Consider the following 16,627-nt stretch of genomic DNA (forward strand, 5'->3'; position numbering starts at 1 on the left):
CGCTCGACGCGCCGCGGCGACCGCCGTTTGGGAGCCGCGCTGCGCGTCGAGCGCGTCGGCAGCGCGATGGCCGCCGGTGCGCATTTGGTCCTGATCGCGTGTTCTGGCATCCGCTTCGGCGACGTGGCAGCACGCGGACTGTTCGGCTCTGGCCGCTTTTCGTTCACCCGACAGTGCTGGGCACTCCGTGAGCCGTGCCCGACTTGCTCTCCCGCAGCTCGCCCTCGCATCCGCCGGCACCGTTCGTGGGGCCTGGCTGTGGTCACCGGCCGATACTGGACTCAGGGCGCTAGCTCACCGGAAGTGTGATGCCCTTCGCGTCGATCTCAGCCTCGACCTCAGCATCGAGTTCCCACACGAATGTCAGTTCATAGCCGGGGTAGTCCTCATGGATGTCTCCTTCTGTCTGCCAAACGAGTACTTGCAAGTCGTGGCCCACACCGCTGTCTTCCTTGTCCAAGTCACGCCCAGCCCAGTGGATCGTCCAATGGCTGGCGTCGGGCTCTCGACGCTCGTAGTGCCAGCTCACCTCGATGTCGATGATCGCCTGTGGCTTTTCGCCCTCAGGTTCCGGCTCGGGCACCGTGCGAAGGTTCGTGCCTGGACGGTTGGCGGACTTCTGCTCGGTACGTTCACGAGCACGACGCTGCTGACGGGACTCGGTCATACCTCGATACTTGCCCGGATTCGGTTGCCGAACAACCATTTACCGCGAAGACGCTTCATCAGAGTTGTGTGCGGAGGTCCCCCGCCTCCTCATGTGGCCCGAGTGTCTGACTTCCGTACGGGCGAGTAAAGAGCGCCTACGGCGTCACTTCGTGATGGCTACGCCACTCTTGACTAGCCCTAGCGTCAGCACAGAGATGGCCAGTATGAGGAAGCAGGGGAAGGCTAGTCGGCGTGCTAGTTCTGCTCTCGGGTTACGTTCTCGTGCCCACGAAGATTGAACCGATCACCGACAACGTCTCTGACTAGGCATCGGCCCGATTGATGAGGCCCGCGCTGAACCAATGAACGACGGTAGTCGCGATGCCGATCGCGACAATGGCCTCATCCTGGCTGACGTCGCCCGGCGCACTGGGTTGACCGCCGTGCCGATCATGTTGTCCGTGCCAAAGCATCCGCATCATGGCGACGATCACGTCACGAGTGGGAGCCCTCGGATGCTCGCGAGTCATTGGCAGGATCCAGTCCCCCTGATCTTCCATTTGCCTCAGCACCGTCCCTAGGGTCGCCGATTGATTCGTGGGAGACACGATTGGGATCGAAGCATCCTCTACCGCAAGTATCGCGAGCCGATACGCTTCGCTTGCGTTGGGAACGGGCGAGTAGAGCACTTCCCATGCCGACGCCAAGCGCAAACCTGCACGCCCAGCGCGAGCCATGACAAAGTCAGCTCCTACCTGGACCCCAAGCGGAACTCGTCGCACCAAGCCTGGCTTAGCCGCGCGCCTGCCGACCCGCCACGCAGACTTGCTTCGCTCCAACAGATCGTCGAGGGCGTCTGGGTGCGCATCGGGAAAGAACGCCAAAATGTAGTCCGCAATCTGGAGCGGATCGGAGTGCTTTTGCAGAACCTCGAGCGCGGCCCCAAGTTGCTTCGCACCCTTCACTCGATCAGGGCTAGCGACCCTCAGGTTTGGGAATGGAATTCGGAGCGCTTGGGCCATCTCCTCCGTCAACCCCTCGCGTAAGTGCGGCATCCGCCCGCTACCGTCTGGATAGCGGCGGGTTTCCGTGAGCGCTTGCCGTATCCAGGCCCAGAACGCAGCCGCCATCCACGCAGACACGCCGTCATGCAAGGCGTCGTATTCGGCGATCTGGTCGTCATCGTCAACCCCGAGGGGACGCCATGTCTCTTCAATTGACATGGGAGCAATCTACTGACCCGCCCCGACAGGTTCTCTGCAATCCCACGGAATCGAACTACTCGCCAGGAAGTCTCCACAATGTGGGCTGTCGTCGCGGTTGCGTGCAGTTGTCCTGGGTTGCTCAAGACAGTTCATCGTGCATGTACTGCATTGGGCAACAACGACTTTGGCATGGTCCTGGATAGCCTTGAGTCGTCTGTGGTAGCCCACTGTTCTGCTAGTCGGCAGGTTTCTGGTTCGAGTCCAGATGGGGGAGCATATAAAAGCCCTCTACCAGCGCAAGCAGGTGGAGGGCTTTTCGGCTATCCGGGGAAATCTCTCCAGATCGACTACTTTCCGACTACAAACGAGGGACTACTTTCCTTTCGTGAACTGGTCAAGGGCCTTTCTCGCGTCCGGTCCGACAGTTCGCCGCTCGAGGTAATGCCGCTCAGTCGTCGCCAACTTTGCGTGTGACAGCTGGACTTGTGCTTCGGCCGGGCCGAGGTCGTTACGAACCACTGTCGCGACAGTCGGCCGGAAGCTGCGCGGGGTGACCCACCTCAGTTCCTCGGGCAGCGCGGCACGCAGTGACCGACGCAGGTTCGCCAGGCTCATCCACCCGCCGTCCCTGTTGGTGAAAACTGGGCTGTCGGGACCAGCAGCGTCGCCGAACAGGATCGCCAGGGCTTCCACCGCGAGCTTGGGCAAGATCACCGTGTGGTCTGGAGCGTCCCCTTTCGCTCATCCTGTCGGTGCAGCGGTTCACCCTTGACCGCGCCGTGATCAATCATGGTCCCGGTGGTCGTCATCGTCGGCGGGTCGGCCAGCAAGTCGACATCAGACCAGCGCAGCGACAGCACCTCATTCGGGCGGCATCCTGTCGACACCAGCACATCAATGAACTCGGGGAGCTGGCGACCAGGTCGAGGTCCGAAGCCGCTCTTCCGGTCACGGTAAGCGCGGACGGCCTCCCGCACCTTTGCGAACTCTTCAGGGGTGAGGGCACGGGCGCCGGATTGCTTGCCGCCTGTCCGGCTGGTCTCCCGAATCGGGTTCACCGTCAGCGCGTCATATCGCACCGCTAGCGCGAACATACCGAGCAGCACCACCCGGAGCGTCTTGGCATTCGACTCCGATCGAGCTGCGATTTTGCCGAGGTGCGTCTCGGCGCGGCTGGTAGGCAGCTCTCGGACACGCAATGCAGAGCCGGCCAGCGTGAGGCTCGGTCCCGCAGTAACTGTGATCCGTGGACCTTCCGACACCGGAAAGTCGTTCGTTGTGGACGCAATCGACTTCATGCTCGGCGCCAGACAGCTTAAAGAGAATCCCGAGCGCGAGGGGTACTCGACCGTCCTGTTGGGGCTGATCCTGGCTGATGGTTCGCCGGTGACACTGGCTCGCTCGGTCAATGGCGGCAACTTCGCACTCTATCGTGAAGATCTTCAGGCTCGTCCGAACGCTGAGCTGCCCAAACCATCAGAGATACTGGCCCAGCAGCACAGTGCCACCAGCGATGGCAACCTGTCGAAGTATCTACTCAGCGAGATCGGTCTCGACGGCCGGTTGGTGCGGAAGAATTTGCATAATGCCACCGACTCCCTCAGTCTCAGGAACATCGTTCACCTGTGTGTAGTGGATGAGACGCAGATGCAGTCAGAGGTTCCTCCTGCGCTCACTGGCAATTACGTGACTAGGACCAAGGAGGTTTCGGTCCTCGAGCTGTTGTTGCAGAGCAGGTGGTCGCTGACGAGGCTGCCGCGGCGACCTCGGCAGTCGGCACTGGGATAGGTCTCCGGGCTCAGCGGGAGTTCTCCGCTGCCCTGGCCGAGCGACTGGCTGCTTGGCGGTTTCCTGATCCTGAGGGCGTCCGGTACGACCTCTCGGAGCAGGACGTTGTTTCCGACGATCAACTGCGTTTAGCTCACGGCAAAGGCGTCCGTGCAATCCAGCACGCCGCGTTTACGGTGGCTCTTGGGCAGTACTGCTTCGAGCGCGATCTCCCACATCCCGGTTTCGTCATCCTCGACTCACCGCTGGTTACGTACCGGCCACCAGACGGAGGGCACGATCCGGCCACTGTCGCGCCTTTCGGCAACGCATCGGGCGCTGAGGATGAGGTGTCGGATAACATCGTCAGAGCGTTCTACGAAGATCTCCAACGCCACTGCACCGGGCAGGTGATCATCTTCGAAAACACCGACCCGCCGGATGGGTTGGATGACCAGACCGTTGACATCAGATTCACCAAGAACGCCCAGGGAGGGCGTTACGGGTTCTTCCCGCGCTAGCTGGCGTTGCGCAAGTGCTTGCCACACCTCTTCGATGATCGAGCCCAGGACGCAGCTGATCGCAATGACGACTACAACGATGATTGGGACGACGGCGAGTAAAGGCTGCTGAGCTAAACAACGGAGTCGGCCCCGATTGCAGGATCGGGGCCTACTTCGATCGTGTTCGCGCTCGTCTGACGAAATCGCTAGGAACGCAAAGTGTTGCACCGAAATCGAAGGCCGGGCCGGGTTTCTGGATTTCGTGGAGCGGCAGCGGCGCCTGGCTCAGCTGTCATGGTAGCTCCAACACGATGGCTGCTGAGACGTAACTTTGCGCGTCGGAGATGCGATGTTGGTGCATCAACCCAGTTTCGATGGAGGCCCTGAACACATGGGGATTCCGATTTCAATCCCGGCTCTGACGACGATCTTGTCCCCACACTGCCGATCCAGGAGCTTGCCGATCCGGCCAAGCACGATCAGACGACGATCCCCGAGTCGATGAGGTGGATCAAGATGCCTCTAGATGATCAGCCGTGATCACACCGGACAACTTCGGGGCATCGATGCGGACTCTGGTGACAGGAGGGACCCCGCCGCCGATCTACCGTACGGCCTACACGCAGTGGTTCACCAACGTCATCTCGGCCTGGGAGGACACATACCGGCCACGCCTCGCCGCCGGACACGGCACCGACGCCGCTGGCAAGGCGTGGGCGAAGAACGACGTCCGGTCCGAGTTCTTCAACGAGATCCGGTTAATCCGTCACGACATCTCACACAAGAGAGGTTTGTGCGTCGAGAGTGCCGACAATACATTGATCGACTGGGTCGAACCCGGGAAGATTATAGCTCCGACAACGCAACAGATGCTCGGCCTGCTAGACCTGTTCCCCGACAACGAGTTACGGTAAACGCCGACACGAGTCGAGCGCACCACCGACCGACTGCCCTACCAGTTCGACATCGAATGGATCGAAACGGTTAAGGCCCATGTCGAAGCCATCGAGCCCTCAAAGAAGAGCCGGCCAGCCGTCATCCGACAACTGATTGACGACTGGATGAACTAGGAAGCAGCCGAATCACGTACAGTCCGCCCTCACACATTGTCGGCGCCCGGCGGGTCCGGGCGAGTGCAGACCATGTACCGGCGGTGCCTGCCCTGCTGCTCGGCGCGGAGCCGGGTCGGTTCGCGATCCACGACCAGCAGATTCTTCACTGCCGACGACATCGTCCACTGAAATTCGGAAGACCGGGGCTGACAGGGTAGGGCTGTTGTCTCCGCGGGCCGACTGCCACGCGGCGCATGCGTAATGGCTGTTGACAGGGTTCAGGTCGACGGGCCCAGGATGTCGCGGATGAATGTCATCGCGGCGGCGCGGGCGGGCTCCTCGGTGTAGGGGAGTGTGATTGCGTCGACCTGGTGCTGCGCGTCCGATTGCGCGCGTTGGATAGCTTGCAACAGTGCTTTCCTGAGCTGGACTTCTCCGAGCCGCAGCGCCTGCGGCGTTATGCGTAGATCGGTAACTTTGCCGTGGGCGTCCACCGTCGCGCTCAGCTCGCCGTGACGGGAGCTGGCACGGACCGCGATCTGTGCGAGCGCTTGCTGTACCTGATGATTTTCGCGTCGCCAGTCTTGCGCGACCCGACGTTGTTCTTCGTTCCATCGGTCCAAGTAATCCATCGGGACTCCTGAGGTGTTCGCCGCCTGGTCGGCCGAGTATGTGGGAGCAGCTGATCAGTCGGCTGTCCAGGTTGCCAGCTCGCCGTGCGGCATGCAGACAACCCGATATCCGTTCGGACCCACCAGTGTCCATGCCTCGTATTCATCATCCGGTGGGACGACGAGCCGGTTCCCGGAGTCCAGGTCGATGGTCAGGGTCCCTGCGGAGTCGACGACGGCGGAGGTGATCGCGCCACGAAGGACGGGTTCGAGTTCGACCTGCGAACCGCCGCCGTTCGCGAGTGCGATGGGCCATCGGTCGCCTCGGCTGGATTGGATCTCCATGTCTCCTTCGATCTGGAGTTCGAATCCGCCTACGGTCGTGAGCTCGACCATGTACTCACTGGCTGCGACCGAGACACGCTGTCCGGTGATCGGTAGTTCCATTACCATCCTTGTGGCTTGGGGAAGGTTCCATCTGGGTTTACCGAGATATGTGTTGTGCTCTTGGGGCCTGGTTTGCCTGCGAGATCGACCGGTTGGCCGTGCGAATTGTAGAACCGGACATATCCATTCGGATATTGCGAGTTCGGCTGCATGACCCGGATCGTGTCGGCATTCCCGGTCGATCCCGGCTTCTGCCAAACCACCCCTTTCCCGTTGTCGGCGGTACGAGGTACCCAGTCGCTCGGAACTTCGGGCGGGCGCGAATAGCTGCTGCTACTTTTACCACTACCAGTACCCGTGCTGGTATTGAACCGGGTTGGGTTGGAGCGGTTGCAACTCTGTGGCTACGCCGATGGCCGCCGCACCTGCTGCGACAGTAACCCCGGCCGCAACAGCTGCGGCGGTATCGAATGCGACGAGCACGGTAACAACGGCGGCGCCAGCAGCACTGCCGGCAGCGGTTGTTGTCGCTACGGCTCCTGTGCCCGCGGTGAAAAAGCCGACTACGACGCCCGCGATGAGACCCGCGCCGATCGCACCGGCGAGTATGGCGAGTATTTCATGGTGCGCGTCCTCAATCTGCTGTGCCCAGTCCTCACATGCGCCGCCGAGCTTCTCGTACTGCGTTGCGACCTCCCCGACGCCCATCCATACCGCGTCCATCTGATCGATTGCCTGCGGTAGTTCTTCGGACGCGTTCTCCTCGAGATTCGTCCACGCCTGACTTGTGCCGCCGCTGGCGTCGCGTAGCCCTTTGGCGGCGGTTCGCCACGCGGTACCGAGCCGCCTCAGTTTGTCGGGGTCCCCGTTCGGCCACGTATGGCCTTGGAGCCAGCTGCTGATCATGCTCCAGCCGAACGGTGGATCGGACTCACCACCGAATGCACCCTTGAAGGTCGGTGCGGTTATGGCCGCGAGAATCGCAGGGGCGGGGTCGGGTGTATCAGGAGGGTTTTTGTTCAGTTTCTCTGTGTTCGAGTGGTTTACGGCGGTGAAGGCGAGGAGGTCGTGTAGCTTGCCAAACGCGTTGACGATATCTGTTCCGGCGGCGACAGCCTTGAACGCGGCCGGGTCATAACTGTCCGCCCACGTTCGCCCCGCGCTGTCACTACCTGCGCACCCCCAGTCCTTGTCGATCGCCGCAGCGAGCGTCTTGACGACATTTTCTGCGCTGTTATAGCCGCCCTCGTACAGCGTGGCGGCGCCGTAGAGGATGCGCGGGTCCACCGAAATGGGCGCCATCAGGGCCACATTCGCTTGTTGTGCTCGACATTGGCCAGATATCGATCGCGCGCGGTCCGGGCCGCGGTTTCGAGTTCGGCGAGTGCCGCCTTCATGTCCTGCATCTCGCGCTGCCAAGTGTCATGCTTGGCGCGGTGCGTTCCCGCCGCGCTGCCTTCCCATTCGATATGCAGCGCAGCAACTTCACGCTCGACATCGGCGATACGTTGCTCGATCTGCTGCCCGATGAGACGAGCCTTGGCGACAAGTGCCAGAATCTGGTCGGTGTTCGCTACGTACGCCGCCATCACGTATCGCCCAGATCGAACTGTACATAGGTGACGTCGCTCGCGTTCTTGCTGTCGGTCGCTGTGTACCTGTCTGCGGCCTGATGTACCAGCACGCGCCGATCGATCTGATCCCGTGGGCACGACCGACCTACACCGTCACCGCGTCATGCTCTTCGAATAGCCCGTGGTCTGCTTTGACTTCGACGCCACCACTTTCCGCGGTGGACGTGCTCACTCCGTAGCGGTCTCCTTTCATCGGGTTGAAGTCGCCCCCGCGGGTTGCGCAGGGGCAATGGTGTCCTCGAGTCCCATGCGGGTGAGCAGGCGCACACGCTGGACCTCGGCAACCGCAGCGACCGGGATGTCTCCGAAGTCGGAGAAGTCGACCGTGGAGCGGTAGGGACGTCGGCCGTGGGGTAGGTCGACGATCCGCGCGATTTCGTCGGCGACTGCCTGGACGTCTTGCACCACGCCGGGTGCGAACAGCGACTCGGTTGCTTCCTGGTTCTGTGCGATCGTCTCCCCGTACAGCTGTTGATAGTCCGCTGTGACCTGGTGGTCGTCGGCCACGCCTGCGTTGGGGAAATGGGCGGTGCCCTGGGTGAACGGGCCGGGCATGACGATCGAGGTCTCGATTCCGAAGCGGGCGACCTCCACCGAGATCGACTCGGCGAACGAATCCATCGCGGCCTTCGCCGCAGTGTAGGGAGCCAGGAAAGGGGGTACGACGAAGCTCGTACCACTGCCGACCCAGAGTAAGAGGCCGGAGCCTTGCTTGCGCATTACCGGTAGTGCTGCCCGGTTGACCCGCAACGGACCGACAGTGTTCGTGTCGAAGGCGGCGAGGATCTGTTCGGGAGTGAAGGCTTCGGTGATTCCGTACAGCAGGTGGGCCGCATTGTGTACGACAACGTCGAGTCGACCGGATGCGTGGACGATCTCGGCGACGGCGGCGCGAGCCGACTCCTCGCTGAGGATGTCGAGTTCGACGACGTCGAGGTGGTAGCCGTTGGCGCGGCCGAAGTCGCGCAGGTCGGCGGCCTTGTCCTGGTTGCGTCCGTCGGGATCGCGCATCGAGGCGAAGACGTGGTGACCGCCCGCGGCGAGGGTGCGCGCGGCCAGTCGCCCCATTCCTGTGCCTGCTCCGGTGATAAGGATGGTGGACATAGGGTGGACTCCTTCGGTTCGGTGGTGTGGTGGAAGACGCAGGGATGGATGCGGTGACAGTTTGCTGCGAGTCAGGTCAGATCGCGCCGCCGTTGGCGTAGATGACCTGTCCGTTGATCCACCGAGCGGGGCCAGCGAGGAAGGCGACGACCTCGGCGATGTCACCCGGTGTTCCGAGGCGCTCCAGGGGGTTCATTGTCGACATGCGGTCGATGGTTTCCTGGTCCTTGCCGTCGAGGAACAGTGCGGTCGCGGTGGGTCCGGGCGCGACGGCGTTCACGGTGATATCGCGGCCGCGAAGTTCCTTGGCCAGAATCAGGCTGATGGCGTCCACGGCGCCCTTGGAGGCGGCGTAGGCGGTGTAGCCGGGCAATGCCAGTTTCTTCACGGAGGTGGAGAAGTTGATGATGGCGCCACCTCGACGAACGGTGCGGGCTGCGAGCTGGTTCACCACGAAGGTCCCGCGAATGTTGGTGCGGTGCATCTGGTCGAGCACCGCGAGGTCGAAGTCGGCGAGCGGTGCGAGCGTCATGCTGCCAGCGGCGTTGACCACGACGTCGATCCCGCCGAATCGGGCTGCGGTCGCATCGAACAGGGCGGCCACCTGATTCTCGTCCGCGACGTCGGCGCTCATGGCGAATGCCGACCCACCACTGGCGGCAATCCGGGCGACGACCTTGCCGGCCGCCTCCTTGTTGCCGCCGTACGCAATAGCGACGGCCATACCGTCGGCGGCGAGTCGCTGGGCGACTTCGGCACCTATACCACGCGACCCGCCGGTGACGAGGGCTACGCGAGGCTGGTTGGTGATGCTCTGTGTCATGTCGAACTCCTGTGTTGTCACCGGTAACCGTTTACCGCTTGCAATGATAACACTACGACGATAACGTGCAACTGATAACATTGATCACATGAGTGTTGGATCGGGGTCCGGTAAGACCCAGTCCCGGCGGGCCACCGAAAACTCCACCGCCGGGTCGGAGCGGGAAGATGGCGCCACGGGGGAGCGTGACCGGCGGCGCGATGCCCAACGTCATGCCATCGAGGAGGCCGCGCTGCGGCTGCTGGATGAAGGCGGGCCACAGGCGGTGACCAGTCGCGCGGTGAGTGCCGCCGCTGGAGTCCAGGCCATGTCGATCTACCGCCTTTTCGGAGACATGGATGAACTGATCGCGCGGGCCGCAGCCAAAGGCTTCGCGGAGTACGTAGCAGCGAAGGCGAATCGTGAACAGGGTGCCGATCCGGTCGGCGACCTCAGGGTGGGATGGGACCTGCACGTGGGGTTCGGGCTGAGTCACCCGTATGTGTATGCCCAGATCTACGGTCGTCACGCTCCGGGGCAACCGAACCCGGCGGCCGAGGAGGCGGCCGTCGTCTTGCGAGGCTTGCTGCAGCGTGTTGCCGAGGCCGGTCGGCTGACCCGTGATGTCGAGAGCGCCGCGGTGTTGATTCATTCCGCGGGTTGTGGTGTCACGCTGACGCTGATGTCCGTGCCGCCGGATCGGCGAGACATGTCGATCTCGGACTTGTGCCGGGAGACGATCTTGGCTGCCGTCACTGTGCCCACGGCGGGGGCACTGGAGGACGGTGCCGGCCAGGTGTCGTCCAGGTCGGCCGAGGCGGCGCGGCATGCCGTGTCTCTGGCCGCGGTCCTCTCGGGAGGCGGCGATTGGCAGCCGCCGTTGACCGAGGCCGAATCGGGCATGCTGAGCGAGTGGCTGGATCGCCTGTCCTGACGCACATGTTGGGGCCGGACTGCGTGAACCGGTCTGGATCGGGGCGATTCGTAGCGGCGATGGCGTCTTCGCGAGGCCGCCGGAATCCTGGATCGACGACGGCTTTCGAGGACGGCCTCGGTCGGTGCGATCACGGGCTGGCGGCCGTGCCGGACCGCCACGTGCCGGAGTTTCGGCCCGGCCGGCTGGTTCGCCATGAAATCGCTGGTCTGCGCGACGTCCCAGGGTGATGCTGAGGTAGCACGGCGGCTGGACGGCCGGGCTATTGACGACGGTGGTCGCGCCCGGCCCGCCGAGACCGCGACAAGTCAGGTGACCAGGCTCACGATCTGGCTCGGAAGTTCGTGAGAAGGGCAGCTGAACAGCATTTTTCGCCGAGGGTGGGGGTGTACCGGCGAGAAAATCACATGATTTCTGTCGGTGCCGACCGCAATACTGACGCGCGTCCGATGAGTTCGAACGGCCGAATCCGTCTCGATCGCTGTGGCACCGGGGATCGATTCGGTGACTCGGGAACGGGCCACATAATCCTGCTAGCACTCATGCCCCGGAGGTATCCGATGTCCGCCGAACCATCCGTCCCCACCTTGGGAGGGCGGACGCCGACCGTCATCCGGGTACTGGTCCTCGCGACATTCGTGGTGATCCTGAACGAGACCATCATGATCAACGCGATTCCGCGGCTGATGGCTGACCTCGCGGTCACCGAGCGGGCGGCGCAATGGGTTTCGACCGCGTTCATGCTGACGATGGCCGCGGTCATTCCGACCACCGGTTGGTTCCTGCAGCGGGTGTCGACTCGGCGGGCTTACGCCGTGGCGATGGGGGTCTTCCTCGCCGGTACCGCGCTGTCGGCGGTCGCGCCGTCGTTCGCGGTGCTGCTACTCGGGCGGATCATCCAGGCCGGCGGCACCGCGGTGATGATGCCACTGCTGATGACCACCTTGATGACGGTGGTGCCGGAGCAGGACCGCGGCCGGGTGATGGGCAATGTCACCCTGGCAATTTCGGTGGCACCCGCGATGGGTCCGATCATTTCCGGGGCCGTGTTGCAGATCGGCTCGTGGCGTTGGCTTTTCGTGCTGGTGCTGCCGATCACCGGAGTGGTCACCTGGTTGGGCATGCGCCGGCTGGAGAACGTCGGTGAACCGCAAGCCGGGGGTATCGATTCGGTCAGCGTGGCACTGGCCGCGCTCGGCTTCGGTGGGTTGGTGTTCGGGCTCAGCCGGTTCGAGATCGGCAACCTCACCGGCCCTGCGGTGATCGTCGCCGCGGGCTCGGCACTCATCGCCGCGTTCGTATTCCGTCAAGTGCGGTTGCAGCGCACCGGCACTCCGTTGCTCGATCTGCGGGTGCTGCTGTCCGGCACCTACACGAAGGCGCTGGTCCTGATGTCGGTCGCGTTCCTGGCGATGCTCGGGTCGATGATCCTGCTGCCGCTGTATCTGCAGAACCTGCGTGGTCTGAGTCCCTTGCAAACCGGCTTGCTGGTGATGCCGGGCGGGTTGGCGATGGGTGTGCTCGGACCGACGGTCGGTCGCCTGTTCGACCGGTTCGGCGGGCGCTTGCTGGTGATTCCGGGGTCGGTCGGGATCACCGCCGCGCTGGCCGGGTTCACCCAGATCTCGATGACCATGCCGTACTGGCAACTGCTGGGTCTGCACATCCTGCTGATGGTGGCGCTGGCCGCGGCCTTCACTCCGGTCTTCACGCTCGGTCTCGGCGCGCTGCCGCGGCATCTGTACTCGCACGGCAGCTCGATGCTGGGCACCTTGCAGCAGGTCGCAGCGGCGTTCGGTACCGCCCTGGTGGTTACGGTGATGTCGGCCCGCAGCAGCTCGCTGGTCGCGGCGGGCGCCGACATCATCACCGCCCACCTCGACGGCATGCGGCTGGCTTTCGGCATCTCCGCGGCGCTGGCGGTGATCGTGATCGTGATGGCGGTGCTGTTGCCGAGTCGGGCCGCCGCGGTGGAGAAAGAAGTCGAGGAACTCGAGACCCTCCCCTCCGAGCTCGTCAAGGGCTGACGGGTTTCATCTGCCGCGACGCCCTCGGCGGCATCAGCCGCGCGGTCGGTCACGTGGCAGGTGCGGAGTTGACGGATTGCGTGAGTGCGTCGTAGAGCCAGTGGTGTGCGGCGCCGGCCGTGGGGGTGCCGATGATCTCGTTGGTTCGGCGCCAATATCGATTGATGCGGTGGTCTGTGTCGGTCGCGCCGATGAGGAGCTCTCGGCGCAACCGTGGTGTGTCACGTGTGCCGCGGGCGGCGGCGTGCGCGGCGACGAACTGGTCGAGCTCGGGGCCGGGCCGAGGTGGCTCATTGGCGATCAGGCGGTGGCCGGCCACCTCACATGCCTGACCGACTCCGATGAGTAGTTCACGCCTGTGGCGGATCGGAGTCCGGTCTGATCGCCAGAACTGACGCGACATGACGGTGTGGAGTGCGGGATCGGTGACGAGCGCGGCGAGCTCGGCGTAGGCAGCGATGTGGTCGGGGGCCGGGTCGTGCGGTAGATCAGGCACGTTCATCGCGACGAACCCGTCCAGCATGTCCGGGGACAGGGGTGCGAGCATGCGTCGCCAGAACGCCACGATCGTGTCGTGCGTGCTGCGTCGGTCCCGGATGGCGGCCAGCAATGCCACGCGAGTGGCCTGCTCGGCCCGCGGGGCGTCTTCGACAGCTCGCAGCGAGGCACGCCGCCACGTCAACGCGGCCAGTTCGGTGTCGAGCGCGCAACGTTCGGCGGTGACCGCGTCGGCGAGGGAAACAGTGCCGGAGCGTACGTCCACTATCGCGGTCAAGGACAGGCCGAGCGCACGCAGTCGGCGCACCAGCAAGAGCTGATCGACGGCGGTGCCCGGATCGAATATCCGGTGCCCGCCGGATGTGCGGTGCGAATCCAGAATCCCGTTATCGCAATAGAAGCGGATGGTGCGGACCGGCACGCCGGTCAGCCGCGAAAGCTCCCCGATGCTCATAGAGCCGGTGTCTTGTGTGTTGTCCGTCACTATCGCTGGAACCTCCACCCGGGTGGAACTCCTACCGTACTGGAACACCCTCGGAGAGATGGAGCAAGGCGAATGACCGGTAGTGCGACGATGACGAACGACGAATTGTGGCGGGCGGTCGCCGCTGAGCGGGCAAGTCTGGTCGACCTGGTGGAGATGGTGGCCGAGGCCGACTGGAACCACAACTCCCTGTGCGAGGACTGGCGCGTTCGTGACGTCGTTGCGCACATCGTTTTATCCACAAATCCCAGCATGGCTTTATTCCTGGGTAACGTGATCCGCGCTCTCGGCAACGTCGACCGCGCGATCCGAGACACCGCCATCCGTTACGCCGATCGCACGACGACATCGCAGCTGCTCGCCGAGTTGCGCGACAGTATTGGCGTGCGCTCGACGCCGATCGGCACCACCGCCGCCGATCGGCTGATGGACCTGCTGGTGCATGGCCAGGACATCGCGGTGCCACTCGGAATCGCCCGTGAAATGCCCGTCGATGCCGCGCGGTCAGCTCTCGAACGAGTCTGGACAACGGGTACGTTCCGATCTCGCACGAAGTTGGCCGGGTATCACCTCGTGGCAACTGATGCGACATGGGACGTCGGTGCCGGACCGGCTGTCGAAGGCCCGGTCGCGTCGCTGCTCCTGCTGGTCACGGGTCGCCGTGCTGGGCGTGACCGCCTCACAGGCGCTGGCATCGAGCGGCTGATCCTGGATGAAGATATTTGGTAGTTGGGACAGTGCATCGTTGATGCGTTGCCAGAATCTGCGGCAGTCGGCTGGCGGCGATCGGCGTAATCAATTCTGGCCAAGGCAACTCATGGGTGCGGGTTTCCGGCCTCGACCGTCACCGGCTCGATTCCCAGGTCGCGATCGCCGGGCTCGAAGCACCTGCGAGCAGACATCACCAGCGAAGAAGTTCTCGCCTCGATATCAGCCGGCGTAAACGACAATGGCCTTCTGTGGGTCTTCGAACTGCGCTTCGGTCCGGTTCTGTGCAGCACGACCGTAGCCAGCCGGCAATCAGGCGACTGCGATCGACCCGGACGCAGAACATCTTTCCCTGAACAATTGTCGCGCTATTGCGGATGCCCTTGACTACAGGAGGATTTCTACCGCGCCGGTGCTTCCGGAAGACGAAAGTTCGCTCCGAGCTTGCGCCGGTTCTCCGAGTCGTAGGGTGTTCCCCCATATCGCGTGATCCTCGAGCCTGGAAGCGTGGGGTCGGTCCCAAGCGCCTCGACCGCCAGTGTGCGTTGCGAGATCCACTACTCAGGCTGTGACCGGGAGGTGAAGTCATGCCGGAGCGGTTGGTTTTGGACCCCACCGAGGTGGTGCGACTGTCCAGGAAATATGCCGTGCTGGCCGACGAGGCGATGGAGTTGTTGTGGCAGTTGAAGGTCGGCCTCGACTCGCAGGGCGCGCCATGGGGGGATGACAAGCCTGGCCGTACCTTCGCTGAGACGTACCTGCCTGCTCTTCACCAGTTGCTCGACGGACTGCACACCGTGGTGCGGACCGTTGATATGCATGGCGAAAACTTGGCGGGGCTCGCGGAAACCATTGCGGTCCAAGATGACACCATCGCAGCCTCGGTGCGCGAAGTCGAGGATCCCATAAGCGAGTTGCCATCCTCCGGCTCGGTTCCGAGTTCGGTGACAGCCACGACGATCCCGACGTCGTCCGGTTCGGTGTCGTCGACATCTCCCGCAGCCGAGCATTCCGCGAACTCCGTTGCTGCGGAGTCGGCATATCCCGTTTCCCCGACCGCGTTCGGTCACGCACCACAGGCGGCGAAAGAGCAGGTCCCCCGATTCCCGTCGGACCGACAACCGCAGCCGATCCGACAACCGCAGCCGCCGACCCAACAGCCGCAGTCGCCGACCCCCCAGTTGCAGTCCCAGGGACCGGCCCCACAATCACAGCAGCAGTCTCCGCAGCGGCGGCCCCGGGTTACCGCCGACCGCGATCGGCCTAGCGCGCGAACCATAACCGCGGCCGGGGCGTCAGCGGGCACCGGGGCGTCCGCGTCGCCGACTATGCCCCGCCCATCCGGGCCTGCCTCGCTGCAACGGCGAGCGGGCGTGCCAGCCGCAGACGAGGCTCCACCGCCGCGCGGCGGCTCCGGCAATACCAAGCCTGCCTCGGCGCGCCCTGCTACATCGTCACGGCCGAAACCGGATAACGATAGACCGAAGATCGTCCGGTCCGTGGTCGAGCGCTACGGGATCGAGGTCTCGGGATTCGACAACCCGGATATCGATGACGACGTCGTCGTCGAGTTCGCTGCTGCGCTCGATGATGTGCTGCCCCGGTATCCGGCGATCGACCTCCGCGGGGTTGCGATCTGTGAGTTGCGGCGCGGCGAGGTGTCCACCGCGACGTGGAATTGGACGTCGACACCGGATGGTCCGCGCCATTACACAACGCGAATTGTGCTGGCGGCCGCGGCCGCACGCGATCGTGGAGGCGTGACTCGTCGGGTTCGGCTGGCCGTCGAGTCCAACCAACTGGTGCCTGGATCCGAAGAGCGGCCGGTGTATTCGACGATTGTGCGCGAGCTGGGCCGTGCGCTCGACGTGGCAGGCGGTTTCCGGGCTCGCCGCCGGGTGCAAAGCGTGCTGTTGGCGCACTATCTGCCGTTGGCGGGGAAGCGGGATGGGCTGCGTGCGGTGCTCGACTCCTACCGTGAATGGCGTGGCGGTTTGAGCGGTTACAGCTTCTACGGTCAGCGTCTGCATCCTGGCAGGTGCCTCGCCGAGGCGTTCACCGATGTGCACCTACACGGTGCCTCGGCGTCCGCGCCCGCACGCGTGCTGCATCACCTGCTTGTGCAGACTGCCGAAGCGGCGAACCCACATCTGATTTTCGACAGCGCTGATCAGTCCGTCCGGAGTGAGCATCTGCGTCGTCCGTTGTCGGGGCATCAGGCCGAGTCGAGCGAATCTGCCAGGTAGAAAATACGGGGTTGACT

General features: G+C 63.7%; 17 protein-coding genes and 1 pseudogene. 7 read left to right on the top strand and 11 right to left on the bottom strand.

All coding sequences use genetic code 11. From position 1 onward, the window contains the following. Nucleotides 1-289 precede the first annotated feature (289 nt). The 3 genes and pseudogenes from AB0C34_RS28115 to AB0C34_RS28125 form a co-directional block, all read right to left on the bottom strand. A complete protein-coding gene (locus AB0C34_RS28115; RefSeq protein WP_357079297.1) occupies nucleotides 290-667 on the bottom strand; it encodes a hypothetical protein in 378 nt (125 codons plus the stop codon). Between the two features lie 304 nt (nucleotides 668-971). Then, nucleotides 972-1,871: a hypothetical protein gene (locus AB0C34_RS28120; RefSeq protein ID WP_357079300.1), complete on the bottom strand. Its 900-nt coding sequence runs from the start codon at nucleotides 1,869-1,871 to the stop codon at nucleotides 972-974. A 354-nt stretch (nucleotides 1,872-2,225) separates the two neighbouring features. Then, nucleotides 2,226-3,055, bottom strand: a pseudogene (locus AB0C34_RS28125) (tyrosine-type recombinase/integrase); the annotation flags it as partial. A gap of 76 nt (nucleotides 3,056-3,131) precedes the next feature. On the opposite strand from AB0C34_RS28125, the gene AB0C34_RS28130 reads away from it, so the two are divergent. The 3 genes from AB0C34_RS28130 (at nucleotide 3,132) to AB0C34_RS28140 (ending at nucleotide 5,037) form a co-directional block, all read left to right on the top strand. Next, nucleotides 3,132-3,641, top strand: coding sequence for a hypothetical protein (locus tag AB0C34_RS28130; protein WP_357079303.1), 510 nt, complete (start codon nucleotides 3,132-3,134; stop codon nucleotides 3,639-3,641). Beyond that, complete coding sequence (locus AB0C34_RS28135; RefSeq protein WP_357079306.1) at nucleotides 3,590-4,141, top strand: hypothetical protein; 552 nt, start codon at nucleotides 3,590-3,592, stop codon at nucleotides 4,139-4,141. The genes AB0C34_RS28130 and AB0C34_RS28135 overlap by 52 nt, the downstream gene beginning before the upstream one ends. A 518-nt stretch (nucleotides 4,142-4,659) precedes the next feature. Further along, the gene (locus AB0C34_RS28140) at nucleotides 4,660-5,037 is read left to right on the top strand and encodes a hypothetical protein (RefSeq protein WP_357079309.1); all 378 of its coding nucleotides are present in this window, start codon (nucleotides 4,660-4,662) and stop codon (nucleotides 5,035-5,037) included. 185 nt (nucleotides 5,038-5,222) lie between these two features. On the opposite strand, the gene AB0C34_RS28145 is transcribed toward AB0C34_RS28140, so the two are convergent. From AB0C34_RS28145 to AB0C34_RS28175, 7 genes are all read right to left on the bottom strand, one after another. Then, nucleotides 5,223-5,354, bottom strand: coding sequence for a hypothetical protein (locus AB0C34_RS28145; protein WP_357079311.1), 132 nt, complete (start codon nucleotides 5,352-5,354; stop codon nucleotides 5,223-5,225). 99 nt (nucleotides 5,355-5,453) lie between these two features. Then, nucleotides 5,454-5,807 carry a YbaB/EbfC family nucleoid-associated protein gene (locus AB0C34_RS28150; protein WP_357079314.1) on the bottom strand — a complete coding sequence of 118 codons (354 nt, stop codon included), beginning with the start codon at nucleotides 5,805-5,807 and terminating at the stop codon, nucleotides 5,454-5,456. A 54-nt stretch (nucleotides 5,808-5,861) separates the two neighbouring features. Further along, complete coding sequence (locus AB0C34_RS28155; protein WP_357079317.1) at nucleotides 5,862-6,233, bottom strand: DUF6188 family protein; 372 nt, start codon at nucleotides 6,231-6,233, stop codon at nucleotides 5,862-5,864. Nucleotides 6,234-6,518: 285 nt separating this feature from the next. Further along, nucleotides 6,519-7,475, bottom strand: coding sequence for a hypothetical protein (locus tag AB0C34_RS28160; RefSeq protein WP_357079320.1), 957 nt, complete (start codon nucleotides 7,473-7,475; stop codon nucleotides 6,519-6,521). Then, a complete protein-coding gene (locus AB0C34_RS28165) occupies nucleotides 7,475-7,762 on the bottom strand; it encodes a WXG100 family type VII secretion target (protein ID WP_357079323.1) in 288 nt (95 codons plus the stop codon). The genes AB0C34_RS28160 and AB0C34_RS28165 overlap by 1 nt, the downstream gene beginning before the upstream one ends. A gap of 234 nt (nucleotides 7,763-7,996) precedes the next feature. Beyond that, nucleotides 7,997-8,911 carry an SDR family oxidoreductase gene (locus AB0C34_RS28170; RefSeq protein WP_357079326.1) on the bottom strand — a complete coding sequence of 305 codons (915 nt, stop codon included), beginning with the start codon at nucleotides 8,909-8,911 and terminating at the stop codon, nucleotides 7,997-7,999. A 76-nt stretch (nucleotides 8,912-8,987) separates the two neighbouring features. Then, entirely contained in the window at nucleotides 8,988-9,734 is a 747-nt protein-coding gene (locus AB0C34_RS28175) for an SDR family oxidoreductase (protein ID WP_357079329.1), read from the bottom strand. 88 nt (nucleotides 9,735-9,822) lie between these two features. Here AB0C34_RS28175 and AB0C34_RS28180 point away from each other — a divergent pair, with 88 nt between their 5' ends. Then, nucleotides 9,823-10,647, top strand: a complete 825-nt coding sequence (locus AB0C34_RS28180; protein WP_357079331.1) for a TetR/AcrR family transcriptional regulator — start codon at nucleotides 9,823-9,825, stop codon at nucleotides 10,645-10,647. A gap of 560 nt (nucleotides 10,648-11,207) precedes the next feature. Further along, nucleotides 11,208-12,674 carry an MDR family MFS transporter gene (locus tag AB0C34_RS28185; protein ID WP_357079334.1) on the top strand — a complete coding sequence of 489 codons (1,467 nt, stop codon included), beginning with the start codon at nucleotides 11,208-11,210 and terminating at the stop codon, nucleotides 12,672-12,674. A 49-nt stretch (nucleotides 12,675-12,723) separates the two neighbouring features. On the opposite strand, the gene AB0C34_RS28190 is transcribed toward AB0C34_RS28185, so the two are convergent. Further along, nucleotides 12,724-13,626, bottom strand: a complete 903-nt coding sequence (locus AB0C34_RS28190) for a MerR family transcriptional regulator (RefSeq protein ID WP_357079337.1) — start codon at nucleotides 13,624-13,626, stop codon at nucleotides 12,724-12,726. 120 nt (nucleotides 13,627-13,746) lie between these two features. Between AB0C34_RS28190 and AB0C34_RS28195 the strand changes: the two genes are divergently transcribed. Both AB0C34_RS28195 and AB0C34_RS28200 read left to right on the top strand, forming a co-directional pair. Beyond that, a complete protein-coding gene (locus AB0C34_RS28195; protein WP_357079455.1) occupies nucleotides 13,747-14,385 on the top strand; it encodes a maleylpyruvate isomerase family mycothiol-dependent enzyme in 639 nt (212 codons plus the stop codon). A 566-nt stretch (nucleotides 14,386-14,951) separates the two neighbouring features. Then, nucleotides 14,952-16,610 (top strand): hypothetical protein, encoded by a 1,659-nt coding sequence (locus tag AB0C34_RS28200; RefSeq protein ID WP_357079340.1) that lies wholly within the window; start codon nucleotides 14,952-14,954, stop codon nucleotides 16,608-16,610. Nucleotides 16,611-16,627 lie beyond the last annotated feature (17 nt).

It is taken from the genome of Nocardia sp. NPDC049220 (genome assembly GCF_040647855.1).
In the GTDB taxonomy this organism is placed as follows: Bacteria; Actinomycetota; Actinomycetes; order Mycobacteriales; family Mycobacteriaceae; genus Nocardia.

Coding starts and splice junctions, on each gene's coding strand:
- AB0C34_RS28115 (WP_357079297.1), bottom strand. CDS start 667: ATGACCGAGTCCCGTCAGCAGCGTCGTGCTCGTGAACGTACCGAGCAG.
- AB0C34_RS28120 (WP_357079300.1), bottom strand. CDS start 1,871: ATGTCAATTGAAGAGACATGGCGTCCCCTCGGGGTTGACGATGACGAC.
- AB0C34_RS28145 (WP_357079311.1), bottom strand. CDS start 5,354: ATGTCGTCGGCAGTGAAGAATCTGCTGGTCGTGGATCGCGAACCGACC.
- AB0C34_RS28150 (WP_357079314.1), bottom strand. CDS start 5,807: ATGGATTACTTGGACCGATGGAACGAAGAACAACGTCGGGTCGCGCAA.
- AB0C34_RS28155 (WP_357079317.1), bottom strand. CDS start 6,233: ATGGAACTACCGATCACCGGACAGCGTGTCTCGGTCGCAGCCAGTGAG.
- AB0C34_RS28160 (WP_357079320.1), bottom strand. CDS start 7,475: ATGGCGCCCATTTCGGTGGACCCGCGCATCCTCTACGGCGCCGCCACG.
- AB0C34_RS28165 (WP_357079323.1), bottom strand. CDS start 7,762: ATGGCGGCGTACGTAGCGAACACCGACCAGATTCTGGCACTTGTCGCC.
- AB0C34_RS28170 (WP_357079326.1), bottom strand. CDS start 8,911: ATGTCCACCATCCTTATCACCGGAGCAGGCACAGGAATGGGGCGACTG.
- AB0C34_RS28175 (WP_357079329.1), bottom strand. CDS start 9,734: ATGACACAGAGCATCACCAACCAGCCTCGCGTAGCCCTCGTCACCGGC.
- AB0C34_RS28180 (WP_357079331.1), top strand. CDS start 9,823: ATGAGTGTTGGATCGGGGTCCGGTAAGACCCAGTCCCGGCGGGCCACC.
- AB0C34_RS28185 (WP_357079334.1), top strand. CDS start 11,208: ATGTCCGCCGAACCATCCGTCCCCACCTTGGGAGGGCGGACGCCGACC.
- AB0C34_RS28190 (WP_357079337.1), bottom strand. CDS start 13,626: ATGAGCATCGGGGAGCTTTCGCGGCTGACCGGCGTGCCGGTCCGCACC.
- AB0C34_RS28195 (WP_357079455.1), top strand. CDS start 13,747: ATGACGAACGACGAATTGTGGCGGGCGGTCGCCGCTGAGCGGGCAAGT.
- AB0C34_RS28200 (WP_357079340.1), top strand. CDS start 14,952: ATGCCGGAGCGGTTGGTTTTGGACCCCACCGAGGTGGTGCGACTGTCC.